Genomic DNA, 23,260 nt, shown 5'->3' with positions numbered 1-23,260 from the left:
CCCTTATTTATTCCAGACACCGAGCAGGCGGCGAAGGACGATGAATTCGCCGAGATGGTATGCCGTGTGATCGGCGATGAGGAGCGCTTCACGTAGAAGGTTCTGGCCGTTGCCCCAGCGGAAGGGCTTGAAGAGATCAGCATCCGGCTTCTGGATGAGCGCCTCGAAGTGCTCTCGATCTTTGCGGATCGCGGCAATGGAGTGGTCCCATGCGTGTGCTGAAGGCGGCTCGGGTGATTTGGGCCAATAGGCATCGGGCCATTCGAGCGGCTGATAGCCACCGGTCGGAGGGGCGCTGAAGTCGAGGATGTCGCGCTGGGCAATGCGCAGGTGTTCGAGGAGTTGCCAGGCAGAGTAGGGGAGATGGGCTGGAACCTTGCCACGAAGTTCAGCAGGAAAGTCCTTTATCGCATCTTCGAAGGTGGCATGAGCTTCCCCGCCCTGAATCAGGGTTACAAGCTGCTTGCGTAAAGCCTGGTGAACATCGGGCGTGTCGCTGGATTTCGTCATACGCTTCGGCTCCTCCGCTTGGTGCTTTCAAAATTGGATGCGCCAGCACCGGCCCTCGAATCAGAGCTTTTAAACTTCTTCCTCCTCAGCGATCTCGGCTGGGAAATTACCTTCGCGTCTCATACGGAGATAGCCGCGGATGAAAGGTTCGAGGTCGCCGTCGAGAACTTTATCGACATCGCCTACTTCTACGCGGGTGCGAAGATCCTTAGCCATACGGTAGGGCTGAAGGACATAGCTGCGAATCTGCGAGCCGAACTTGATGTCGAGCTTGGAGTCTTCAAGCTTTCGGCTGACGGCTTTCTTCTTGTCGAGTTCGTACTCGTAGAGACGCGAGCGAAGGAGCTTCATCGCCCTTTCCTTGTTCTTGTGTTGGCTGCGTTCGTTCTGGCAACCTGCCACAAGGCCGGTGGGAAGATGGGTGATACGGACTGCGGAGTCAGTGGTGTTGACGTGCTGGCCGCCCTTGCCACCGGAACGATAAGTGTCGATGCGAAGGTCGTCTGGCTTGATGTCGATGACGATGGTGTCGTCGATCTCCGGCGAGACGAAGACGCTGGCAAAGCTGGTGTGGCGGCGCTTTGCGGAGTCAAAGGGAGAGATGCGAACCAGCCGATGAACTCCCGTTTCACCAGAGAGAAGCCCGAAGGCGAAGTCGCCCGAGATGGTGAAGGTGGCCGATTTGATGCCGGCTTCGTCGCCGTCCTGAACTTCGTTGATCTCGACCTTGAAATTCTGGCGCTCGGCCCAGCGGATGTACATGCGCATGAGCATCTCGGCCCAGTCCTGCGATTCGGTGCCACCCGCGCCGGGGTGAACGACGACGATGGCGTTGAGTGCATCGGTCTCGCCGGAGAGCATGGTTTTGGATTCGAGCTTATCGGCGAAGTCGATAAGAGCGGGGATCTCGCGGGTGAGATCAGGCTCGGTGTCTTCGCCCTCTTTGGCGAGTTCGAAGTAGGCCTCAATGTCATCGGAGCGGCGTGCTAACTCGGCATCGTCGGCGAGGAGAGTTTCGAGGCGCTTGCGTTCGCGCATCAGCGGCTGCGAACGCGCGGCGTCAGCCCAAATGGTGGGGTCGGCAGTTTTTTCTTCGATGGTGGCTAGTTCACGGCGCAGGCGGGCCGAGTCAAAGATACTCCCGCAGGTCGCGGACTTTGTCGCGAACTGGGTTGTAGGTGAATTCTAAGTCGCTCAACATGATGTATTCAGTTTAGTTCATTCGCGGCTTCAGGTTGAAGACGAGGGCCAGTGCGGTGATGATGGCACAGATGTAGGCGAAGATGTCGCCGTGAGCGGTGTAGAAGGTGATGTCGTGCTCGTACGCGAAGCCGACATGAAGGGCCGTGCGGATATGGCGGGGAGCGGCGGCGGTGACTCTGCCATGAGGATCGATGGCGGCGGTAACTCCTGTGTTAGTGGCGCGAAGAACCCAGCGATGGTTTTCAATCGCCCGCATCCGCACCATGTCGAGGTGCTGCCAGGGAGCGCTGGTGTCGCCGTACCATCCGTCGTCAGAGATGTTGACTAGAACGTCGGCGCCCTTGAGAACAAAGAGGCGGACCTCGTCTGCGAATGTGGATTCATAACAGATGAAGGTGCCGTAGTGATGGCCATCGTAGGCAAATACGGTGCGGTGATTCCCGGACGATAAGTCGCCCGCTTCGGCGAGAAGGCTGCCGGCAAAGAAGAAAAGGGACTTGAACGGGACGTATTCGCCGAATGGGACAAGGTGCATCTTGTCATAGCGGGCGGCGAAATTACCGTCTGGCGTAATAAAAGATGCGGAATTGAAACGATCGAATGGCTTGGAGTCGGCAGCGTTCGAGTTGCTGCTGATCCCGATGTCGTCGACGATCAAAGGCGCGTGTACAGCGCGTGCCAGCGAGGACATCCCGGAACGGAACTGCGGATCGTCTTCGGCAAATGGCGCGGGAGATTCGGGCCATATGACGACGTTCGTTGGTGTAGGGTCGCTGGCTTCCTGAACAGACTGTGGCGGAGTTGTGAAGACGATGCAGGTGGTAGTGGAGAGCTCCGGAATTCCGTTGCAGCGCGAACGTGGAGGATGCAGGCTAAGTTGAGAGAAGGAATCGATAAGTTGCGGGACGCTTGGCTCGGGGCCGGTTCTGTCCGCGCCTACGGCAAGATTTTCTTGTATCAACGTGGCTTTGGCGTTTGTTGCGGAGTAAGTAGGAGTGTGAAAGTAGTGCAGCGCTGCGATGTAGAGAAGGATGATAACTACCCCGGTGGCGGTGAGGACCGGGCGGGTGAATCGTTGCTCTCGAATGCGAATACGTACAAGCCAGAGCGCATTCACTGCGGCAATGATGAAAGATAATCCGTAGACTCCGGTGATTGGAGCGAGCCGCGTGAGCAGGGAGTTATCCACCTGAGTCATGCCGAGTTGGTCCCAGGGAAATCCGGTGATTCGTGCGCGCGCTAATTCCACCGCGACCCAGGCGAAGGGCACTAGAACGAGTGTGGCCTGGCGACCGAAACGCTGACGGCAGGCGGCGATGAGTGTAGCGAAGAGCGCGTGATAGAGACCGAGATACAAGCAGAAGAGCACAAGGATGCCCGCGGCGATGGGTTTGGCCAGACCACCGTAGAGGTACATCGTCTGATAAATCCAATAGCAGTTACCGAGATACCAGACGAAGCCGCAGAGATAACCAAGGGCTGCTCCCTGTCTTAAGTTGAGGGCGCTTCTCGCCTTGCTATTACCAAGGAGCGCCCAGAGAAGTGGAAGAAGCGCGAACCAGCAGAAAGCAGTTCGCCAGAGTGGGGTCGGTCCAGCAATAGGAAATGGCAGGACCTGAAGAACGCCGGAAAGTGCGGCCATAAGCCACAGCCGCAGAGGGATTTGTCGCATCGCAGATGAAGTCTAGCATCCCGGCTTTTTTATACGACCAAAACAGAATGCTGCTGGAATACGTTTAGACATTCTCGCGCGTGATCGCACGATTGCCCGCGGACTGTCGTGGCGGAAGATGTTGTCTACATTGAGTGCCTTCGCAGCATGTGTAAAAAATGAAATGCACTTACAAATTATTTGCAAGCCAATAGCTACTTCTGTATCGTCGAAGGTGGCATTGCAGACATTCGAGTTATAGATACCACTGGACCGAGTGATTGGATTGATTCGATGCCCAGAGGAGGTAACAAGTGGAAGTAAGCCGAATTATTGCTGAGATAGACGCGCAGATATCAAAGTTACAGCAGGCACGCACGCTGCTCGCGGGAACGGCACAGACTGCATCGAAGGGTCCAGGCCGCCCCAAGGGACGTAAGGCCGCCGTCAAGACTGCAGTGGCAGCTACGAAGACCGTAACTCCACGGAAACGCAAGCTGAGCCCTGAAGGCCGCAAGCGGATCGCGGATGCTATGAAAAAGCGCTGGGCAGAACGCCGGAAGCAAAACCCAAAGGGGTAACTACCTGAAATTGATGGAAGAAGCGCAATCACAGTGATTCGAGTGCTTGCGCTTCTTCTTTGCGTAATGGATTAGCGGGTAATAATAACTTCGCGCAAACTGTCCTTCGCGAGGAAGAAACGAAAGTTACTAAAGCCGCTCAACAGATTCTCGATCTTTCGATTGCTATAGACGTTGAGCAGAGGATAACTTCCTGCACGCTGCATCTCGATAACATCGGTCTCGGTGAGATGGTAACGATTGAACGCTGCCTCAGCGTCGGGCGACGCGTGGAAGAACGCGAGCATCAGGCCGCCGGGCTGCAATACATCGTGAATGCGCGAGAATACAGGGACCAGCAGAGATTCAGGCAGGTAATCCGCCGTGTCCCAGAGAATGACAACGTCGAACATCCGACCGGAAAAATTGAGGTTGGACTTGAGAAATCCTTCGACGTCGAAGCTGGCAGCCTTGTCGCCTTCAGCGGGGATGATCCACTCTGGCTTGGCGGCCTCTTCGACTAAATTCGCCATATAGATGCTGTGGCCGAGGCTGGTGATGTAGTTGATGTTCGTTGACGAAGTGGGGCCGATATCGAGAACACGCAGCGATTCCTGCGTACTCAGATGCTTGAGCAGCTCCTTCCATCCGCTGGAATGACGCGGCACACGGTTGCCGCCAGTGCCCTTGGCGCCGCTTGTACTATCGCTGCTGAAGAGGTTGCGCATACGCCCGCTTCCCTTTCTGTTTAGGACTTCGGCTGCAGGACGAGAGGTTTAGATGAAGCGACAGGAGAAGTCCTCTGTGAGACAGCAGTTGGCTGTGCCTCAACGGCTTTTAACTCAACGTGTCCTTTGAGCATGGCGCTCTCTTCGATGGAGAGTCGGCCAGCAGTAATGTCTCCTATAACGGATGCGGATTGGCGCAGATCGACACGTCCCGTGGCATAAATATTTCCGGTAAGCTTGCCGAAGACGACGAGGTCGCGGACGGTAACGTCGGCGACGATGAGCGCGTCTGGTCCGAGGGTCAACCTATTTTCAGACAGGTTGATATTACCCTGAATGTCGCCGTCCAGAAAAAGATCTTCTTTGCCGGAGATATCTCCGCGAACTACGACCGACTTACCGATCACTGTGGAATTTTCTGGTGGATTCATTCGACTTTGCTCTCCTGAGGGATGCTGTCTGCTGCAAGTAGGTCTTGCCCGAACTATACCCAAGCCTATGTTATGAGGCAAACTGAGTAAACTTTGCACCGGCTTCACACGTCTGACTTAGGACACCATTAATGGGTGGCGGCGAAATGGGGAGTAGAGTTGACGAGCGATGCAGTGGGCGAGAGTGACGATGTTTCGTTTCATCCGTTGATGCCGCGGGCCATTGGAGGGCATTTGTCGAAGCGGAACTGGGCTAGGGTGGCGTTATTGGGATTCTGCGCCTGCCTGACTGTGTCGGTGGCCGCCGCCCAAAGCGCGTCTGAAAGCATGCTCGGCATGGCGGGGACCCCGTTGGCGGCGTCGCCACGTTCCTGGGCGGTCGATGCGGCCGCGAACGAATTGAAGGACCTTCATCATTCAAACTCGTACCTGCGGTATCGAATGCATGTAATCGACGCGAAGGGAGACCAGGTCCGCGATGTCATTGAAAGTAAAGATGGGTCTGTCGCACGATTGATTTTGAAAGACGGCCGACCGTTAACCGAGGACGATGACAAGGCAGAACGGCAGCGTCTGAACGACATGATCGCATCGCCATCGAGTTATTTTAAACACGTTAAAAACGAGGAGGAAGGAAGGAAGCTTGCCGATCAGCTAATTCGGTTGATGCCTGACGCTATGATCTACACCTATACGCCGGGGCAACCGCAGACGAGCAGGAATGGCGTCGGGGTGGAGATTGTGCTCGACTGCAAGCCCAATCCAAAGTTTTCACCGCCCAGCACACCCGCGCAGGCGCTGACGGGCCTAGAAGGGCGCGTGTGGATCGATGCGAAGAGCCGTCAGGTCGTTCGCATGGAAGGGACTATTTTTCGTGCAGTCAATTTTGGGTGGGGAATGCTGGCGCATATCTATCCTGATGGCCACCTTCTTCTGGAGCAGGCAATTGCCGGTGGCAATCGGTGGATTTTTACGCAGTTCAAAGAGGACCTCAGCGTGCGTGCCCTGATGGTGAAGACCATCCACGTTCATACCAATGTCGACGCGGGCTCATTCCAGACGCTGGCAGGCCCGCTAGGCTATCAGGACGCCGTGCGGATGCTGCTGGACACTCCGCTGCCAACGAAATGAAATTAACTCAGGCGAGCACGCGGGCCTTTGCCCGCAACGTTTGCCGACGAACCGTCAGCGCCTCGATTCGCTCGCGATGTATGTTGTAGCCGCTGCCTGTTGAGGTTGGAACGACAATCTCTCCCTTTTTGTTGACTGTAACTTCCGGCTCGATGATGTCCTGCGACCAGTAGCGACTGGAGGAGGACACGTCGCCGGGGAGCGAAAAGTTGGAGAGCGAAGAGAGTGCAATGTTGTGGGCGCGCCCGATGCCTGTCTCCAGCATCCCGCCGCACCAGACAGGAATGCCGCGCTCGGCTGCGGCATTATGCACGGCAATGGCTTCGCTGAAACCGCCTACACGGCCCACCTTGATGTTGATAATGCGGCAGGACTCCATGTCGATCGCGGCGAGAGCATCACGGCGATTGCGGATGGATTCGTCAAGGCAGAGATCAGTCTCGAGGCGCTTCTGCAGCATGGAGTGGAAGTAGAAGTCGTCGTACCAGAGAGGCTGCTCAATCATGAGCAGGTCGAACTGATCCCAACTGGCGATGTGGTCGAAGTCTCTCATCCGATAGGCGGAGTTGGCGTCGCAGCTCAATGTGATCTCAGGCCAGCGTGCACGCACCGCTTCAAAGACGCGGGTGTCCCAACCAGGTTTGCACTTGAGCTTGATGCGCTGATAGCCCGCGGCGAGTTCAGTGGCGATGTTGTCCATCAGTTGTTCGATGGACGGCTGAATGCCGATCGAAACTCCGCAGGCGATGACCGTGCGCGTACCGCCAAGAAGCTGTGCCAGCGGTACTCGTTCGCTTTGGGCTTCTAAATCCCAGACGGCATTTTCGAGCGCAGCCTTGGCCATGCGATGACCGCGGACTTGCCGGAAGATCTCCGGACAACTTCCACCACCCTCCAACTCTGCATCCAGAAGGCGTGGTGCCAGTTCCGACTCAGTAATGATCCACGCTGTGTCGATCATCTCGTCGCTGAAATAAGGATGCTCGCCAGCGACACATTCACCCCATGCTGTCAGTCCGTCAGATTCAAGTTCAACCAACAAGATGCGGCGGCCGGTGGTGAGGCCGAAGCTGGTCTCGAACGGATGAGCGAGCGGCAAGTTGATCTCACGCAGATGGATGGCATCGATCTTGAACATGTGATTCCTGTCTTTCGCAGATTTTGATGTGAGTGGATGTTGCGTGATCGCTTTGGGAAGGTTAATTTACAAACAATTTTTCAAGCTTCATCAGGTTCGTTCCATGCTCCAAGAAGAAACGAGCCATTACCGTCCCTATCCCGTTCATAGCCGATGACTGTGAGCCCACGATGGAATGCGGATTGAAGCGCCTCCCTGTTTCGCCTTTGCAGCGCGTGTGCCAGGCTTCGCTGCTGCTCATCCTGCTTCCACTGGTAGATGGTGTGCGGGACGATTACGCGCTCGAGGATTTGTAGCGTCTCTGGCTCTCCGCGCAGCAGACCGGTTACTCGGGGAGATCGAAGCCACCACTCCGCGTATAGCCTATCCGTTGGCAAGCCACCTTGCAACGGGGAAGATGATGGGCCGTAGAAGTCCGGTTCGTAACGCCGCACGATCGCGCCGAGCCGCGCGATGTTGAGATATGCATTCTTAATCTCCAACGGATCGAAGGTCCACTCTATGAGATTGAAGCCCCTGGCGATGGCATCGTCGCGCTGGGCGAGTTTGAGCCGGCGCCCCAAACCTCCGTCGCGATAGGCAGGAAGGACGGCCAGCATGTGGGAGTGCAGATAAGGTTGGCCATCACGATAGCCGGGCAACGACATAACGAAGCCGATGATAGTGTCTCCATCGAAGGCTCCGATCACCTGTCCACCGATGCGCTGCGCGACCATAAAGATACGGCGAGGGACGACATCGCCGTCGCCGTAACCCCAGGTTTCCAGTTGTACCACGACGCAGCGCTCAAAGTCCTCAAGGCGCGTGAGCGGTGCAATGCGGATATCGGTATGCATGCTCGTATTCATGGCTCTGGCGACGTGGTTGTGGCGTTCTTTGCGTGGCTCCATCGTTCTTCGAGTTGCGTTGGTGTCATATCTGCCAGTGCATCCGCGCTGCCTGCTGCGCACTCCATCGCGGCAAAGCGTCGGCGAAATTTGGCGTTCGAGGAGCGAAGAGCCGATTCCGGATCGACCTTGAGATGACGAGCAAGGTTGACAGCGGTGAAGAGGAGATCGCCCAACTCTTCCTCGACTGCCGGAGATACGGGCTGTTCAGGGGTGGTTGGCAGTTCGGCATGAAGCTCGGCAATCTCCTCCTGCAGTTTGTCGAAGAGTCCGTCTACGTTGGGCCAATCGAAGCCAACTTTGGCAGCGCGTGAACCGAGTTTGGTGGCCTCCAGCATCGCGGGCATAGTGCGCGGAATATTGTCCATCAATGACGATGGGATGGGGGACTGTGTGCTGGACGATGCCGCTTTCTCTGCGCGCTTAATTTGCTCCCAGTTGCGAAGGACAGTGTCGGAGTCGGCAGCCTGCACGTCGCCGAAGATATGCGGGTGACGGCGAATGAGCTTGGCGTTGAGATTGGCCGCAACATCGGCGATGGTGAAGTGGCCAGCTTCTGAGGCCATCTGAGCGTAAAAGAGGACTTGCAGGAGCAGGTCCCCAAGCTCGTCCTTCAGGTCGGGCCATGCGCGGCGCTCGATCGCGTCGAAGACCTCGTAGGTCTCCTCCAGCGTGTGCCGCTTGATGGAATCGAAGGTCTGCTCACGGTCCCAGGGGCAGCCATTTGGGCCACGCAGACGCGCCATGATAGAGATTGCTTCGGCCATAGCTTCTGCGCTGGATGGAGCCGGTTGGTCGTGGATTAGTTCTGCGGTGTGCTCGTCCATGGCTTCACTTTACTTGATTTATGCGCAGTTTCTTGTACGCAAATTATGCGTTATGCTTTGCAGCATATGGAAGAACGCGGTGAATTGAAAGCTCAGCCGAAGCAGCGCAGATGGTGGCTGCTGTTGCTTGTACTACCTTATCTGGGACTGTGCTTTCCGCAGATGTACGCGCGCGCTACACCTGCGCTGTGGGGATTTCCTTTTTTCTACTGGTACCAGTTTGCGTGGGTCATCGCAGCGTCTGCATTGCTGGGCGTTGTGTATTGGAAATTCAAAGAATAAAAAGATCAAGCGCCTGCTGTTCGGGCAGGCGCTTGATCTTATTTGCAGGATTACACCACCAACTTGTTACTTCCTTACAACTGACCATTCGGCTGTGCGGGAGCAGCAGCGCTGGTCGGCTGGTTAGCCATGTTCGACATCAGCTTGATATTGACGCGGCGGTTCTGTGCACGTCCTGCGGCGGTGCGGTTGCTGGCAACTGCCTGGTCCTTACCAATCCCGATCAGATAGAACTTATGCGGCGGGATGTTGTACTTCGATGCCAAATAGTTCACGACGGCATCTGCGCGGCGCTGGCTGAGCTGGTAGTTGTAGTTGGCATCACCGGTAGAGTCGGTGCCTCCAGTTACCTCCAGGATGTAGCCGCGAGCGCTGGTTAGATTCGCCGCAAAATCATCGAGCTTCTTTTTGTCCGACGAAGTAAGCACAGCCTTGTCGAAGCGAAAGGTGACATCTACATCCGAGAGAGGCTTGTAGTTGTCTAGATTTGCGACGACGCCGCTGAGGCTATCGACGCGGTTGTAGGCTTCCTGCGCGGACTGATTAGCCGTGCTGGCGGCTTGACCAGCAGCAACAGCATGCTGATCGGCAGTCTCGGCAGCGGTCTGAGCCCCGGCAATGCCCTTTTGGGCGCGCTCGTCGGTGTCGACAATGTTGCGATGGTCGGCAGCGGTTTTGGCGTCAAGTTCGTTGGTTTGCTGGACGATCGGGGCCGCTTGGGAGCGAACGTAGTTCTTGCTGGAGCATCCGACTGTGCAGGCAACAATAAAGGCGCTGGCGAGAAAAACCGTACAGGCAGATTTGATCTTTGCTTCGGTACTAGGTGATCCCATATTGGAGCTCATTGGTTTCATCTCCTGTTGATTTGTGACAATCCTCAACACATACATCATTGCAATTCATCTGCCAAATCGAGGTAACGATAACCAATTTGTTTTCAACTATTTGAACCCGCCTCCGATCGCGGCCGGTGTCGTAAGCCCGAAAAGCCGGGAACTTTTGACAGAGAAACGCGTCAAATGTACTCGGCGCCATTTGCGCATCCGAGTCGGTCTACGATGGGTTGGAGTCCGATGCGATAAGAGAAACTGTTGCGTTTATAAGCGACGGGCAGGATTAACCCATGGAGGCTAGGTCGTCGCACTGGCTAGTGCTGGCGAGTAAAGTTAAGACGTCTGGCAACCGGGATACGAAGCTGCATTAAGCATGGACCTCTACCAGAAAATTCGGACGATTCCCACCCAGCCGGGTTGCTACCTCTATAAGAACGCCGAGGGTGAGGTCATCTACGTCGGCAAGGCGAAGAACCTGCGGGCGCGGGTGCGGTCTTACTTTCTGGAGGCCTCGCAGGCGAATGCGAAGACCGGCTCCCTGATGCGCGAGGCCGTGGATGTGGAGTACATCACGGTCGCCAACGAGCATGAGGCGCTCGCGCTCGAAAACAATCTCATCAAGCAGAAGAAGCCGAGATTCAATATTCTGCTGCGCGACGACAAGACCTATCCGTATATCAAGCTGACGCTGCATGATCGTTATCCGAAGGTCTTCGTAACGCGGCGATTGAAGAAGGATGGCTCCGCTTACTTTGGACCTTACTTTCCGGGAAACCTGGCTTACCGCCTGGTGGACCTGATTCATCGCAGCTTTCTTATTCCTAGTTGCAAGGTTGACTTGTCGCGTTATCACCCGCGAGCGTGCCTGCAGTACTACATCAAGCGGTGCCTTGGGCCCTGCGTTGAAGGATTAACAACCCCGGAGATTTACAAAGAAACGATCCGCGATGTGCAACTCTTTCTCGAAGGGAGGACGGATGAGCTGGAGCGATCGCTGACGCAACGCATGGAGGAAGCAGCCGAAGCAGAACAATTCGAGCTGGCGGGACGGTTGCGCGACCAGATTGTGACTGTTCATCAGATGAACGACAAGCAGAGAATCGCAACCACCGACAACGAAGACGCCGATGTCTTCGGCTATCACTACGAGAATGAAATGCTCGCTGTGAACCTCTTCCATATGCGCAATGGAAAGATCGTCGACCGCCGCGATTTCTTCTGGGAAGACCTGCCGGAGTTTCTGTCAGAGACGCTGAATGAGTTGACCGCGGAAAAGGATGAGGTTGAAGCATCGCCGCGAATTGAACCGGATCCTTCGGTAACGGCGCCGGAGATTGGTGAGGGGGCGGAGCTCGTGCAGTACGCCCCTGTATCGGAGTTGGGCGCTGCGTTCAATGCGTCAGTCTTCTTCTCTGCGTTTTTGAAGCAGCTTTATCTCGATCAGAATTATGTGCCGCGATCCGTTCTGGCGCCGGTCGAGTTCCCCGACCGCACGGTTCTTGCCGAGATGCTGTCGGAACGTACGCGAAAGCGTGTTGAGATCTTGGTACCGCAGCGTGGTGAAAAGCGGTCGTTGGTCGACTTGGTATGCCAGAATGCGAAGCAGTCGTACGATCAACGTTTTCGTGTGCTGCAACCCGGTATGAAGGCGATTCAGGAGGCGTTGCAGGACGCGCTGACGCTGGAAGAGTTGCCGCGGCGCATCGAGTGCTTCGACATCTCGCACATTCAGGGCGCGGAGACGGTGGCCTCCATGGTGGTGTGGGAGGACGGAGCTATGAAGAAGTCCGACTACCGCAAGTTTCAGGTGAAGACAGTCGTTGGTGTCGATGACTTCGCGAGTATGCGCGAGGTGATCCAGCGGCGCTATAAGCGATTGCAGGAGGACAAGAAGCCCTTCCCTTCTCTCATTCTGATTGATGGCGGCCTTGGACAACTTCATGCGGCGTATGCAGCGCTGGAGGAGATTGGCATCACGCTTCAGCCACTGGCGTCGATTGCGAAGCGCGAAGAGATTATTTATGTCTATGGACAGGAGAATGAGCCGGTGGTATTGGACCGCCGCTCGCCGGTGCTGCACCTGATGCAGAAGATCCGCGATGAGAGCCACCGGTTTGCAGTTACCTATCATCGCAAGCGCAGAGAGATGCGCGACCGCGATAGCGAACTCCTGGCGATTCCCGGTGTGGGGCCGAGGACGCGACAGCGCCTGATCGAACACTTCGGCAGCGTGCGCGGAATCAGGCAGGCAGGACCGGATGCATTGACGGCGGTGGTGAATGCTGCGACCGCTGAACGGATTCGCAAGCACTTCGATGAAACATCGCCGGAAGCGTCAGACAATGCCGTGTTGCCTGTGTTGAACTGAACGCTATATCCCGTATTCGCTGTAGCGCGTACGAGCGCGCTCCGGCTTGATGAGCTTAAGCGTGATGTACATGGCGGGAACAAGAAAGAAGAGAGAGCCCATGACCCACATGATGACGGCTCCGAGTACTTGGTCTGCAAGCGGGCTCATGTGAAACGGGTTTGGCTCCGCCAGGTAATACGGATACATGGGACGGGTGCAGAAGGCGAGGAAGGCAGACAGCCCGGTGTTAACTACGTCTGCTGACAAGAGGTAGAGAATCAGTCCCCAGGTGTAGACGCGTCTGCCTGTAGGCCATGGCCGGATAATCGGCCACCAGAAGATGAGGGATGCAGAGAGAAAACACATGTGCTCGACGATGTGCCAGCCTTCATGCTCAAGGGCAAAGTCGTAAGCGGCTGGCACATGCCACGCCAGAAAGATGACGTTCATAATGAGCCATGCCACTCGCAGCCGGGTTAGCCAGTGGGTAAACTTCCGTAGACTCCGAATACGTAGCAGCGGGCCGATCAAATACTTGAGCACCCAGCGCGGCAGCCCGCGCAGCAGTGGCACCGTCGGATTACCCAGCAACGCAAGCGGCGGCACGACCGACATCAGCAGCAGATGCTCGATCATGTGCGCACTGAGCATCGCATCGGCAAATTCGTCCATGGGCGACCCAATGGCCAGCCATAAAACTGCCAAGGACGACAGAAATATGCCGAGCCTCCACGGAGGAAATTGCGTTGGCCTCGTCTTGCGGATCGCCAGCCATCCCCGAAAGTACACAATGGCAGTAACCACTACCATTGTCGAAAGCCAGTAGGACGGCTCCCAGGAATCGAAGGTGGACTGGATATCAGCGGCCATACAACGGCATTTCTACGGTTTCCCCTGCGCGGGAACTTCCTTCGACAGGTGTGATTGACCCGATGGTCTCTTCTCACCGGGAACGGTCGCATTCGGAGGGTTCTCACCAGTCAGAACGCGCGAGGCATCCTGCGCAGGCCTGAGGTCGTTGCCGTTCAAGGTCTTCAGGAAGGCGACGAGCGCCGTGGTCTCCGCAGGACTGAGAGCATTGCCGTAAGCAGGCATGTTGCCGCCTCCCTGCAGTACCTGACGCACCAACTGGTCTTCCGTCAAACGGGTTGCAACGGAATCGAGTTCGGGGCCTCTCCTTCCACCCTCACCACCAACCTCGTGGCAATTGCGGCACTGCTTGTCCTGAAAGACGAGAGCACCCTGCCGCTCCAGCGGTGTCCGCTCATGGAGATACTTCGTAGGGACCGCATCGCTGCTCCACGCATTCATCACCGGGCTCCATGGAGTCGTGGTGCCAAGACGGGTGAAGATACCTAGCGAGACCGCGATGACTGAGACCATCAGCACGGCGACCGGGCGGCGGCTCCAGTGTTTTTCGCCTTCGCCTGCTACCAGTGGAAGCAGAAGCATGGCTCCGATGATCAGCACTGGCGCAATCAGGATAACCGGCGTCTCCATGCTCGGCGGCAGAAGGGAGAGAATGGCAAAGAGCCAAAGGAACGGAGCATCCGGCTTCGGTGTCGTCTGGATGATGGTGGGGTCAGGCTGGCCGGTTGGGCCGAAGGGGCCGAAGAAGAAGGCACAAGCCATAACCGCCAGGATAATGGCTGCGGCAAAGATGGCGTCTTTCCATGCCCCATCCGGTACAAAGGGGATTCCATCTTTCTCGGTGAGCTTATGGTATTCCGCCTCATACGTGGCCTTGCGAACGATTCGGCCGGGCATCGGCCACTCGTTGATTCCGAGCCGCAGCACCATCAGAAGATGGAGCGCGACGCCAGCCAGCAAGAGACCCGGAATGACGAAGACATGCAGCGTAAAGAAGCGCGAGAGCGTCGCGCTGCCAATGATGGGACCGCCCAGCATGAAGTGCACAAGAGGAGCGCCGATAATCGGCACACGGCTCATGATGGAAGCGCCGATGCCGAGACCCCAATAGGCATCCTGATCGAAGCGCAGGACCTGTCCCGTGAAGGCCATGCCAAGGGTCAGGAGCAGAAGAAACACTCCAATGATCCATGTAAGCTCGCGGGGAAACTTGTACGCCCCGAACATGAAAACCTGCACCATGTGGATGAGCACAATGGCGATCATGAAGTCCGATCCCCACCCATGCAACGCGCGCAGGAACCAGCCCAGCTCGACATTGTTGTTGAGGAACTGCAGGCTGCTCCACGCATGGTTTGCCGACGGCGTGTAGACCAGCGCCAGCAGGATGCCGGTCATGATCTGCAACACAAACAGCACAGTTGCCGCACTTCCGAAGACATACCACCAGCTTGCACTGCTCGCCGGAATCGGATGCGCCGCAGCTTCTAAAGCTGGCTTGGCGAGGCCGAGACGATGCTCAAACCATTCGTATACTTCAATACCGGTCTTCTGGAGCCCGTTCTTCTTTAGCTCTGCCATGATGCGCACCCGACTTTATCCAATGGAACGAAGTTGGCATTCTTCGCGCTGGCTGGGGTTGAAAGCGTTGGCAATTCGCCAGCGTTAATCATGAGTTTGGCTCCAGCCACTCTGTATTTGTATTCAAAGAGACCACGTTCCGGCGGCCCGGCTGCGCGCGATCCATCCTGATAGTAGGCACCCCCATGGCAGGGGCAAAGGAAGAGCTTCGATTCGGCGAACCATCGCACCGGGCATCCGAGATGCGCGCAGTTGATGGCAAAAACCTGAAACTGATTTCCCGACAAACGGCGCACCCAGCAGGCAACCTTGCCGGTATCACCGTCCCATGGCGTGGTCGTTGGATTGCGATAGTCGGCCAACCGCGTTTCACCTTCGGGGAAATCATCGACGTTCCCCAACGCAATCCAGGAATGATAGGCACTCTTCTTTTCGACCATCGGACCAAGCAGGTAGCGGACGATGGGTACGGCGAGCACCACGCCCACGGCGCCATTGAGCAGCAAGGACAATTTGAAGAGGAAGACCCGTCGGGAATGATCTTTGGGTCCGCTCTTCGGCTCACTCTGCAACTTGTTCTCTTCCGGGCTCAAATCGCCAGTCAGGCGATCACTATGGTGTTCGTTCATCAATGTCTCCATGTTGCCATTACTGCTGATGCGGTGCTGCTGGGACTGTCGGATTCGGATAGGGCTGGCCGGGAAACTGCGTCCGATGCGAAGCCAGCCATGCGACTACGTCTGTTACTTCTTTGTCGGTCATGGCATGGGACGGAACATCGCCGCGCCAGTCCGGCATTCCCTGGCTGGGCAGGCCCACAATCGTGGTCGTGCGTAAACTCTGATCACTTACAAGAGCAAGATAAGAAGGATCAACGATGGAGCCATGACTGACTTTCGCGCCTGCATCTTTAGTTGTCAGCCCTGTGCCATCGGCACCATGGCAGCTAGCGCAGTAAGTGGTGAAGACCTGCTGCCCCTGCTGAACGTCTCCCGCACCGGTTGCCGCATAGGAAGGAGCGTTCTGGCCGGTGATGGCGTCAGGCTTACCCCACTGATGCATCATGCCGTCAACGAGATCCCGAATCTGCTGATCGGTCAGCATGCCGCCTGCGCTCTTCGCAAATGGAGGCATCAGCGTACCGGGCACACCCTTTGCTGTGATGCGAAGCAGCGTGTCTTCTCCAGCCACTGACAGATATTCGGCGTTCGCCAGGGAAATGGCTGCGCCCTGTTTGCCGTTTTCCCCATGACATGCCGCGCAATTCTGCTTATAGAGGGTGGCGAAATCGTGGACCTCTTCAGGGCGAGGAATCTCGGGTTCAGCCTTTGGACGTCCAGGAGCGCTATTGCAACCGAAGCTAGCGAAGGTCAACAGCGAAACTGCAACGAGAGACAAGAGAGAATTCGCTTTCATTATTCGTCCTCCCCATCTCTCTTGTGAGCGCCTTCGAGGCCGGCTCTAACACTGAATGGCAAGGAGCGAAACTGGTCGGTTCGCACGCGCACCTGCAGATTCACGACGAAGCCGCACACCAGGCCGAAGGTAATCTGCGAAAGGACGAACCATAGCCAGTCGATGCGTTGATCGAGAATCGGGCTTATGACGCCAAGTGCGCTGTAAAGAATTCCTGTCCAGAGAAACGGAGCGGCGAAACCCGCAGTGAAGATCGGCTTCCAGGGAAACATGGGGAGCATTGCGCCGTAAAGTAACCCCACCAGCAGCGAGGTAACAACGTGAATGGCCAACGCAGCGAGAAATCCCTCCGGATGAAAGGCCGACAGAAAGGCATTGCTCGCATTGGCCCAGCTTACAAAGCCTCCCGCAGCCAGTAGATTCATTGAATACCAGATGCTGTGGTAGCGGATAAGACCGTAGAGTGTCGCCGGCACAATCATGGCGATACCGCCGGCAATGCCGCCCTTTACCCCAGCCAGAATGGTGTAGGTCTCATAAGGCAGCACCTGCCTATGGTCTTCGCTAAGAGGGATACGGATGACATTAATGCGCCGGGAGGTAATAGCTTCGACCCGCGTGATGACCGGCACTGCCTCGTGTTGCTCATGCGGCAATACCTGACGAAACCAGCCAATAGTCGATGGCACGATCAGCACTACACCAAGCACGCTGATGACCCAACTCGTCACGAGTCCCGCAAGCAGCAGCGTAATGCCGAGCGAGAGAACGATAGGCCATGAGGTAGGCGTGGGCAGATGCACCACTCCCTTATGGTCTTGTCCGTGTTCCGATTCAGAGACTGACATCGAGTACCTTTCGAGCGTTATTCAACATGTGCACAACCTTTACCGTCCGAGGACGTAAACAACAGTGAACACCACGACCCATACCGCATCAACGAAGTGCCAGTAGAGCGAAAGCACATCCATGCGATGCGCATGTTTTTCGGTCACATGGCCGGTCAGGGCAAAGATCAGCGCAGCCAGAAGCATCAGCAAACCGACGATGACGTGGGTTGCATGAAGACCGACGAGCGAATAGAAGGTAGTGCCAAATAAGTTCGTCCGAATCGTCAAACCATCGACATAGATCAGGTGGTACCACTCCATGCCTGTTCCGATAATGAAGATGGCGCCCAGAGCTACCGTCGTTGCAAGCCACGCCGTAAAGGCACCCATCTTGCTCTTTCGCAGGGCCGCAACAGCCCAGTGCAGTGTGAAGCTGCTGGAAAGCAGGCAGATCGTGGTGAAGATTGGAAGTTCGAGCACCTGCCGCGGCGTTGGCCCGCTGAGGCTCTGGCCCATGTAAAAGATATAGGCGACCACGAAGATGACGAAGATCGCGGACTCCGCCATGATCAGGCAGGCCATGCCCACCGTACCACGGTCTGGCAGAACCCAGGGTTCGTCGGCTGCGTCGGGAGTGATTGGAATCGTGCTCATCGATACTCTCTCAAATCTCTCATTCGTAGTTCCAGTCGGGGTCTTCCGGATGCTTGATATCCCAGAGTGGACGGCGGCTATGGACAACCGGCGTCGTGGCGAAGTTGTAGACCGGAGGCGGCGAAGCAGTAGACCATTCCAGCGTCCATGCGTCCCAGGGATCGTTGCCCGCCACCTCTCCCTTGTAGTAGGAGTGGATCAGGTTATAGACAAAGATGAGAGTCGCGACCGCCTGAACGATAGCGCCGATGCTGACGATCAGATTCCAAATCTCCCATCCGCGGCCGGGTTCATAGGTATAGATACGGCGCGGCATGCCAAGCAGACCTGGGATATGCATAAAGTCGAAGGTCATGTGGAACCCAATGACCATAAGCCAGAAGTGCCATTTGCCCAGGCGCTCGCTCATCATGCGGCCTGTCACCTTCGGGTACCAGTAGTAGAAGGCGGCGAAGATCATGAACAGAATGGCGCCGACCAACACGTAATGGAAGTGAGCCACCACAAAATAAGAGCCGGTAAGCTGCCAATCGAACGGTGCGACCGAGAGCATAATGCCGGTCAGTCCAGCGATGAGGAACTGAAACAGGAACCCAACGCTGAACAGCATGGGACTGGCAAAGCGTATCTTGCCGCCCCAGATTGTGGCTAGCCAATTGAAGATCTTGATACCCGTCGGCACCGAGATGATCATGGTTGAAAAGACAAAGAAAACGTTGGCTCCTGCGCCCATACCCACGGCGAACATGTGGTGCGCCCACACGCTCATGCTGATAAAGCCGATGCCTACGGATGCCGCCACCATGGCTGGATAACCGAAGACCGCCTTACGCGAGAAGACAGGGATAATCTCGTTGGCAAAGGCAAACGCAGGCAGCACGAGGATATAAACCTCAGGATGTCCGAAGATCCAGAAGAAGTGCATCCAGAGCACGGCCGAACCGCCGGCCTGCGTATCGAAGAAATGGGAACCGATATAGCGGTCGAGCAGCAACATGATCTGCGCAGCGGTCAGCGGGCTGATCGCGATGAAAACCATGCTCGAGGTCACCAGATAAAGCCACGACAATAGCGGCATTCGGTTGAGCTTCATTCCGGGGCAACGCATGCAGATAATGGTGGTGACAATATTGAGCGCTGTGCCAATACTTCCGATACCGCTCAATAAAATACTCAGCGTCCAGTAGTCCGTGCTGTGTCCCGGCGAGAAGACCTTCGCGGTCAGGGGTGCGTATGCAAACCATCCAACGTCAGGAGCGCTGCCTGCGCCATAAAGCCCTACCCCACCGATAAAACTGTAGTACAACAAGATCCCGCCCAGTGCGGAGATCCAGAAACTAAAGGCATTCAAGCGTGGAAACGCCATGTCGCGCGCGCCGATCATCAGCGGGACAAGATAGTTTCCAAATCCAAAGAGGATCGGCATGCCCACGAAGAAGACCATCGTGGTCCCATGCAGCGTAAACATCCTGTTGAAGACCTGCGGAGAGACAAATGTTCCATGCGGCACGGCAAGCTGAATCCGCATAATGATGGCTTCGATACCGCCCACGATCAGAAAAACCAGCGAGTAGGCGATATACATCAAACCGATCTTCTTGTGATCGACCGTGGTGATCCAGTCGTACAACACTTCAAGAAATAATTGCCGCGGTTTTTGCACCGGTGTCACGTCAATTGCTTCCACCGATGTGAGGCTAGTCACGGAATCAGCCATCGTTTCCTCTCTTCAGTCCATCAGGCGAACAGTCAATATCCTGGCCTGGGTGATCTGCCGATTAATGAAGCGTCGTCAGGTACGCTGTGATCGCGTTCAGATCGTGATCGTTCAAATGCATAGGAGGCATCAAGGCACCGGGCTTTAACGAGTCCGGATTATCGATCCATTTCTTCAGGTTATAAGCGTTATTTTCGACCGCTCCCGAAGCAATCGTGTCGCGGCTGGCCACGTGCGTCAGGTCAGGACCAAATCGTCCATTGGCCATAGTGCCCGAGACAGTGTGGCAGTTGACGCAGGCATTATGCAGAAACACCTCGCGACCCTCGGCAACCGTGGGGTCTTCTACCGCGGGCTTCTGCTGTTGCGCTACCCAGGCGGCAAAATCCTTGGGACTGTCCGCATAGACTCGCAGCAGCATCTTCGCGTGCTGCACGCCACAATATTGCGCGCATTGTCCCAGGTAGAGGCCAGCGGTCTCAGGGTCGATCCACATGGTGTTGACGCGGTTCGGAATCAGGTCCATTTTGCCTGCAAGACGAGGCACCCAGAAACTGTGATCAAGATCGGCGGACGACATTTCAAGATAAGTCGGCGTCGGATGTGCAGGATCGCTCACCGGGACGTGCAGTTCATTCGCAGTAACGATGCCCAGTTTAGGATAGCGAAACTCCCACCAGAACTGATGGCCCACTACCACCACATCGACTGCATCCGCAGGCTTCTTTGCATCCTGGGTCGCTAAGATCACACGGGATGTGGTGAGAAAGAGCATCACGACGATCAGTGCGGGAATAACCGTCCAGGCAAGTTCGATCTGATTGCTGCCGTAGATCTGCGTCGGTTCGTTGTAAGTCAGCAGATTGCGGTGCCGGTAGCGGATGAGCGCATAAGTCAACAAGCCCGCGACGATCAGAAAAATCAGCCCTGTAATGCTCAGGACAAACATGGAAAGCGTGAAAATCCAGTGCGAGGGCGTTGCGGCGGGGGAGAAGATGCTGGTCGAGCTTTGTGCGAAATAGGACGGAGAATGTATAAACATCCCAGCCGCAGCGAACCGATGAAGAGGACCTTCAGCGGAAGATAATCCAAACGCAGAAGGAACCAGCATAAAAAAGCAACTACTGACTAGAAAGCCGATTTGTGATGCTCTGCGAGCCACGCGCGTCTTGTCCTCTCATTGCTTTTTACTGGCGCATGGAAACACCTGCGCACATCCTAAGTTGCCGGGTTAAATGCGTTTTAAAGCTTATGTAAGACCACGATACTCCAGAAGAAACAGGGGAAGCAAACATCTATCGAATATCGGTCGAAGATCGCTTTGAATAGCCACGCAACAGCAATGCCTCGAAATTTAATGCCCTAATCGCCACTCCATATAAAAGTCCCGTGAAATGAATTTGTGGTCCTCATGATGTACAGAGCGCTTAAAATGCGCGGCGTTCCGATAGAGCTTCGTTCATTCATTCATGTCCAGCATGCTTAGCTGACGGACGTTGGCGAACATTTTTCAAAAAAGATAGATTAAGTTCTAAAAAGATACGTTAGGCTTGGCTACGAGTTACAACCTGGCGTCGAGCTCCAAAAGGATTCATTCATGAAGATCTGTTTCTGGACTAAGTCTTTTCTCTTTTTTGCGACCATACTTCTGACTTCTTCTATTTCGTACAGCCAAACGGTACCGTCCAGCGTGATCTTCATTAATAATCTGATGCCACAGCCGGCCAGTCTGCAAGCATCTGCCGGTGGTTTTGTGCTTACCTCCCAGTTTCGTGCGGTTACAACCCACTTTGATAACTCCCGGCTCGATGGCGCCATCCACCGCACTGTGCAGCAATTGAGGCAGAAGACCGGCCTTCCGTTGTCCCTTGAGGCCACTGCGTCCGCTGAGGCTCCCTTGACGATCGAAGTGCAGGGTGCGGGCGAAGCGATACAGTCCATCGACGAGAACGAATCTTACACCCTCTCTGTCACTCCTGCCGGCGCACACATTGAAGCCGCTACGGTCGTCGGGGCCATGCATGGCCTGGAGACGCTGGTCCAGCTTGTACAACCTTCCGGCAGCGACTATATCCTTCCCTTAGTCTCGATCCACGACTCACCTCGCTTCCCATGGCGCGGACTAATGATCGACTGCGGACGTCACTTCGAACCGATGGACGTGCTCAAGCGTACCCTCGATGGAATGGCCGCCGTCAAGCTTAACGTCTTTCACTGGCACCTTACGGAGGACCAGGGGTTCCGTATAGAGAGCAAGCTCTATCCGCGACTCACCGCTGTTGGTTCCGACGGCCTCTACTACACCCAACAGGATGCCAGGGAACTTGTCAGCTATGCACGGGCGCGCGGCATCCGCGTCGTCCCTGAATTTGAAATGCCGGGTCACAGTACTGCGTGGCAGGTTGCCTATCCCAAACTCGCCAGCGGCAATCCTCCCACCTCGATCCGCCGCGACTTCGGCGTGGCGGACTACGAGCTCGATCCAACGCGTGAGGAGACCTATCAGTTCATCGCGCGCTTCCTTGGCGAGATGGCCACCATCTTTCCTGACCCCTACATGCACATCGGTGGCGACGAGACGCCCGCGCCCGACTGGAAGACGAATCCCCGCATCGTTGCCTTCATGCATGCGCACCATCTCAAGGACAACGCAGCTCTGCAGGCTTACTTCAACACTCGGGTGCTGAAGATTCTCACTGGCCTCCATAAACATATGGTCGGTTGGGACGAGATTCTCAACCCCGCACTTCCAAAGGATGTAGTCATTCAGTCATGGCGCGGCGAGGCTTCGCTGGCTCAAGGTGCGGAGCAGGGCTATCAGGGCATCCTTTCGGCACCGTACTACCTGGACGCAATGAAACCCGCGGGCACACATTATCTAGCCGACCCGCTGCCATCGAGCTCTTCCCTCCAACCTCAGCAGCGCAAGCTTGTCCTTGGCGGAGAGATCTGCATGTGGGCCGAGCAGCTTTATGCAGGCACCATCGATTCTCGCGTGTGGCCCCGGTCGGCGGCCATCGCCGAGCGCTTCTGGTCTCCGGAAAACATCACCGACGTAGATGACATGTATCGGCGGCTGAACGTCATCTCGATCCAGCTCGAAGGCCTCGGCCTCCATCATCTGACCCAGGAAGACGCCAGCCTTCGCGAACTCGCGGGAACGCAAAATATCGATCAGCTCCGCATCTTCGCCTCCGCATTGGAGCCGGTCAGCTTTGGCGAGCGATACCACGAACAGAAGACTTCGCAGCTCACCGTCCTCAACAGTTTTGTGGATGCAGTCCGTCCGGATCCACCGTCGCGCTACAAGATCGCACGCCTCACCGAAACCTTCCTCAAGTCGCCGCAATCCGACTCGGCAGATCAGGCTGCGCTGACTCACTGGTTCGAGACGGTAGCCAACTCGGTTCCGACAGTCGAGAAGCAGATGCAGCACTCCCCGCGACTCGCCGAAGTACAGCAGCGCGCCCAGCAGCTTCCAGACCTTGCAAAGACTGCAATGGACGCTATCCACTTCATCTCCTCCGGAACGCATGCCTCCGTCGGCTGGAAGGCAAGCAAGCTGGCGCAGATCGAGGCCGCGAAAAAGCCTTCTGCTATCGTTCGCTTCACCTTCATCGATTCGCTCAACTTGTTGGTCAACGCGGTACAGGAATAGAGG

General features: G+C 56.0%; 22 protein-coding genes. 5 read left to right on the top strand and 17 right to left on the bottom strand.

Annotated elements, in window-relative coordinates; genetic code table 11:
- Positions 1-3: 3 nt before the first annotated feature.
- From P4G45_RS05160 to lnt, 3 genes are all read right to left on the bottom strand, one after another.
- Entirely contained in the window at positions 4-510 is a 507-nt protein-coding gene (locus tag P4G45_RS05160; protein ID WP_348268607.1) for a DinB family protein, read from the bottom strand.
- A gap of 69 nt (positions 511-579) precedes the next feature.
- Positions 580-1,711 (bottom strand): peptide chain release factor 2 gene (gene prfB, locus P4G45_RS05155; protein WP_348268606.1). Its coding sequence is split into 2 segments (ribosomal slippage): positions 580-1,641 and positions 1,643-1,711, totalling 1,131 coding nucleotides; the frame shifts between segments, so codons are not numbered across the junction.
- A gap of 12 nt (positions 1,712-1,723) precedes the next feature.
- Positions 1,724-3,355 (bottom strand): apolipoprotein N-acyltransferase, encoded by a 1,632-nt coding sequence (gene lnt / locus P4G45_RS05150; protein WP_348268605.1) that lies wholly within the window; start codon positions 3,353-3,355, stop codon positions 1,724-1,726.
- 323 nt (positions 3,356-3,678) lie between these two features.
- Here lnt and P4G45_RS05145 point away from each other — a divergent pair, with 323 nt between their 5' ends.
- Positions 3,679-3,945 carry a hypothetical protein gene (locus P4G45_RS05145; RefSeq protein ID WP_348268604.1) on the top strand — a complete coding sequence of 89 codons (267 nt, stop codon included), beginning with the start codon at positions 3,679-3,681 and terminating at the stop codon, positions 3,943-3,945.
- A gap of 71 nt (positions 3,946-4,016) precedes the next feature.
- Here the strand turns inward: P4G45_RS05145 and P4G45_RS05140 are convergent, their stop codons facing one another.
- Positions 4,017-4,652: a class I SAM-dependent methyltransferase gene (locus P4G45_RS05140; protein ID WP_348268603.1), complete on the bottom strand. Its 636-nt coding sequence runs from the start codon at positions 4,650-4,652 to the stop codon at positions 4,017-4,019.
- 20 nt (positions 4,653-4,672) lie between these two features.
- Positions 4,673-5,083 carry a polymer-forming cytoskeletal protein gene (locus P4G45_RS05135; RefSeq protein ID WP_348268602.1) on the bottom strand — a complete coding sequence of 137 codons (411 nt, stop codon included), beginning with the start codon at positions 5,081-5,083 and terminating at the stop codon, positions 4,673-4,675.
- A gap of 135 nt (positions 5,084-5,218) precedes the next feature.
- Here P4G45_RS05135 and P4G45_RS05130 point away from each other — a divergent pair, with 135 nt between their 5' ends.
- Positions 5,219-6,214 (top strand): hypothetical protein, encoded by a 996-nt coding sequence (locus P4G45_RS05130; protein ID WP_348268601.1) that lies wholly within the window; start codon positions 5,219-5,221, stop codon positions 6,212-6,214.
- 7 nt (positions 6,215-6,221) lie between these two features.
- On the opposite strand, the gene menC is transcribed toward P4G45_RS05130, so the two are convergent.
- The 3 genes from menC to mazG all read right to left on the bottom strand — a co-directional run bounded on the left by menC (position 6,222) and on the right by mazG (position 9,066).
- The gene (gene menC / locus P4G45_RS05125) at positions 6,222-7,352 is read right to left on the bottom strand and encodes an o-succinylbenzoate synthase (protein WP_348268600.1); all 1,131 of its coding nucleotides are present in this window, start codon (positions 7,350-7,352) and stop codon (positions 6,222-6,224) included.
- A gap of 80 nt (positions 7,353-7,432) precedes the next feature.
- On the bottom strand, positions 7,433-8,200 hold the full coding sequence (locus tag P4G45_RS05120) for a GNAT family N-acetyltransferase (RefSeq protein WP_348268599.1): 768 nt from the start codon (positions 8,198-8,200) through the stop codon (positions 7,433-7,435).
- On the bottom strand, positions 8,197-9,066 hold the full coding sequence (mazG, locus tag P4G45_RS05115; protein ID WP_348268598.1) for a nucleoside triphosphate pyrophosphohydrolase: 870 nt from the start codon (positions 9,064-9,066) through the stop codon (positions 8,197-8,199). Before mazG ends, P4G45_RS05120 begins: the two co-directional genes overlap by 4 nt.
- Here mazG and P4G45_RS05110 point away from each other — a divergent pair.
- Entirely contained in the window at positions 9,055-9,348 is a 294-nt protein-coding gene (locus tag P4G45_RS05110) for a DUF3311 domain-containing protein (RefSeq protein ID WP_348268597.1), read from the top strand. The genes mazG and P4G45_RS05110 overlap by 12 nt on opposite strands.
- Before the next feature lie 74 nt (positions 9,349-9,422).
- On the opposite strand, the gene P4G45_RS05105 is transcribed toward P4G45_RS05110, so the two are convergent.
- Positions 9,423-10,193, bottom strand: coding sequence for an OmpA family protein (locus P4G45_RS05105; protein WP_348268596.1), 771 nt, complete (start codon positions 10,191-10,193; stop codon positions 9,423-9,425).
- 361 nt (positions 10,194-10,554) lie between these two features.
- Here P4G45_RS05105 and uvrC point away from each other — a divergent pair, with 361 nt between their 5' ends.
- Positions 10,555-12,549, top strand: coding sequence for an excinuclease ABC subunit UvrC (gene uvrC / locus P4G45_RS05100; protein WP_348268595.1), 1,995 nt, complete (start codon positions 10,555-10,557; stop codon positions 12,547-12,549).
- Between the two features lie 3 nt (positions 12,550-12,552).
- Here uvrC and P4G45_RS05095 read toward each other — a convergent pair whose 3' ends face one another.
- The 8 genes from P4G45_RS05095 to coxB all read right to left on the bottom strand — a co-directional run bounded on the left by P4G45_RS05095 (position 12,553) and on the right by coxB (position 20,641).
- A complete protein-coding gene (locus P4G45_RS05095; protein ID WP_348268594.1) occupies positions 12,553-13,401 on the bottom strand; it encodes a cytochrome c oxidase assembly protein in 849 nt (282 codons plus the stop codon).
- A gap of 12 nt (positions 13,402-13,413) precedes the next feature.
- Positions 13,414-14,982 carry a cytochrome b N-terminal domain-containing protein gene (locus tag P4G45_RS05090; protein ID WP_348268593.1) on the bottom strand — a complete coding sequence of 523 codons (1,569 nt, stop codon included), beginning with the start codon at positions 14,980-14,982 and terminating at the stop codon, positions 13,414-13,416.
- Positions 14,970-15,611: a Rieske 2Fe-2S domain-containing protein gene (locus P4G45_RS05085; RefSeq protein ID WP_348268592.1), complete on the bottom strand. Its 642-nt coding sequence runs from the start codon at positions 15,609-15,611 to the stop codon at positions 14,970-14,972. Before P4G45_RS05085 ends, P4G45_RS05090 begins: the two co-directional genes overlap by 13 nt.
- Before the next feature lie 19 nt (positions 15,612-15,630).
- Positions 15,631-16,398: a c-type cytochrome gene (locus P4G45_RS05080; protein ID WP_348268591.1), complete on the bottom strand. Its 768-nt coding sequence runs from the start codon at positions 16,396-16,398 to the stop codon at positions 15,631-15,633.
- On the bottom strand, positions 16,398-17,246 hold the full coding sequence (locus P4G45_RS05075) for a hypothetical protein (protein WP_348268590.1): 849 nt from the start codon (positions 17,244-17,246) through the stop codon (positions 16,398-16,400). The genes P4G45_RS05080 and P4G45_RS05075 overlap by 1 nt, the downstream gene beginning before the upstream one ends.
- A gap of 39 nt (positions 17,247-17,285) precedes the next feature.
- Positions 17,286-17,882, bottom strand: a complete 597-nt coding sequence (locus P4G45_RS05070; protein WP_348268589.1) for a heme-copper oxidase subunit III — start codon at positions 17,880-17,882, stop codon at positions 17,286-17,288.
- Between the two features lie 19 nt (positions 17,883-17,901).
- Positions 17,902-19,599, bottom strand: a complete 1,698-nt coding sequence (gene ctaD, locus P4G45_RS05065) for a cytochrome c oxidase subunit I (RefSeq protein ID WP_348268588.1) — start codon at positions 19,597-19,599, stop codon at positions 17,902-17,904.
- A 61-nt stretch (positions 19,600-19,660) separates the two neighbouring features.
- Positions 19,661-20,641, bottom strand: coding sequence for a cytochrome c oxidase subunit II (gene coxB, locus P4G45_RS05060; RefSeq protein WP_348268587.1), 981 nt, complete (start codon positions 20,639-20,641; stop codon positions 19,661-19,663).
- A 669-nt stretch (positions 20,642-21,310) separates the two neighbouring features.
- Here coxB and P4G45_RS05055 point away from each other — a divergent pair.
- Positions 21,311-23,257 carry a beta-N-acetylhexosaminidase gene (locus P4G45_RS05055; protein ID WP_348268586.1) on the top strand — a complete coding sequence of 649 codons (1,947 nt, stop codon included), beginning with the start codon at positions 21,311-21,313 and terminating at the stop codon, positions 23,255-23,257.
- Positions 23,258-23,260 lie beyond the last annotated feature (3 nt).

The organism is Edaphobacter paludis (genome assembly GCF_039993895.1).
GTDB classification, from domain to species: Bacteria; Acidobacteriota; Terriglobia; order Terriglobales; family Acidobacteriaceae; genus Edaphobacter; species Edaphobacter paludis.
This window is presented reverse-complemented; position numbering and strand designations above follow the sequence as displayed.

Bases quoted from the DNA above. Each gene is read 5' to 3' on its own strand.
- P4G45_RS05085 (WP_348268592.1), bottom strand. From the start codon at position 15,611: ATGAACGAACACCATAGTGATCGCCTGACTGGCGATTTGAGCCCGGAA.
- menC (WP_348268600.1), bottom strand. From the start codon at position 7,352: ATGTTCAAGATCGATGCCATCCATCTGCGTGAGATCAACTTGCCGCTC.
- P4G45_RS05095 (WP_348268594.1), bottom strand. From the start codon at position 13,401: ATGGCCGCTGATATCCAGTCCACCTTCGATTCCTGGGAGCCGTCCTAC.
- mazG (WP_348268598.1), bottom strand. From the start codon at position 9,066: ATGGACGAGCACACCGCAGAACTAATCCACGACCAACCGGCTCCATCC.
- P4G45_RS05075 (WP_348268590.1), bottom strand. From the start codon at position 17,246: ATGTCAGTCTCTGAATCGGAACACGGACAAGACCATAAGGGAGTGGTG.
- P4G45_RS05105 (WP_348268596.1), bottom strand. From the start codon at position 10,193: ATGAGCTCCAATATGGGATCACCTAGTACCGAAGCAAAGATCAAATCT.
- coxB (WP_348268587.1), bottom strand. From the start codon at position 20,641: ATGTTTATACATTCTCCGTCCTATTTCGCACAAAGCTCGACCAGCATC.
- P4G45_RS05140 (WP_348268603.1), bottom strand. From the start codon at position 4,652: ATGCGCAACCTCTTCAGCAGCGATAGTACAAGCGGCGCCAAGGGCACT.
- P4G45_RS05070 (WP_348268589.1), bottom strand. From the start codon at position 17,882: ATGAGCACGATTCCAATCACTCCCGACGCAGCCGACGAACCCTGGGTT.
- P4G45_RS05160 (WP_348268607.1), bottom strand. From the start codon at position 510: ATGACGAAATCCAGCGACACGCCCGATGTTCACCAGGCTTTACGCAAG.
- P4G45_RS05120 (WP_348268599.1), bottom strand. From the start codon at position 8,200: ATGAATACGAGCATGCATACCGATATCCGCATTGCACCGCTCACGCGC.
- P4G45_RS05135 (WP_348268602.1), bottom strand. From the start codon at position 5,083: ATGAATCCACCAGAAAATTCCACAGTGATCGGTAAGTCGGTCGTAGTT.
- P4G45_RS05080 (WP_348268591.1), bottom strand. From the start codon at position 16,398: ATGAAAGCGAATTCTCTCTTGTCTCTCGTTGCAGTTTCGCTGTTGACC.
- uvrC (WP_348268595.1), top strand. From the start codon at position 10,555: ATGGACCTCTACCAGAAAATTCGGACGATTCCCACCCAGCCGGGTTGC.
- lnt (WP_348268605.1), bottom strand. From the start codon at position 3,355: ATGGCCGCACTTTCCGGCGTTCTTCAGGTCCTGCCATTTCCTATTGCT.
- P4G45_RS05090 (WP_348268593.1), bottom strand. From the start codon at position 14,982: ATGGCAGAGCTAAAGAAGAACGGGCTCCAGAAGACCGGTATTGAAGTA.
- P4G45_RS05055 (WP_348268586.1), top strand. From the start codon at position 21,311: ATGCCACAGCCGGCCAGTCTGCAAGCATCTGCCGGTGGTTTTGTGCTT.
- ctaD (WP_348268588.1), bottom strand. From the start codon at position 19,599: ATGGCTGATTCCGTGACTAGCCTCACATCGGTGGAAGCAATTGACGTG.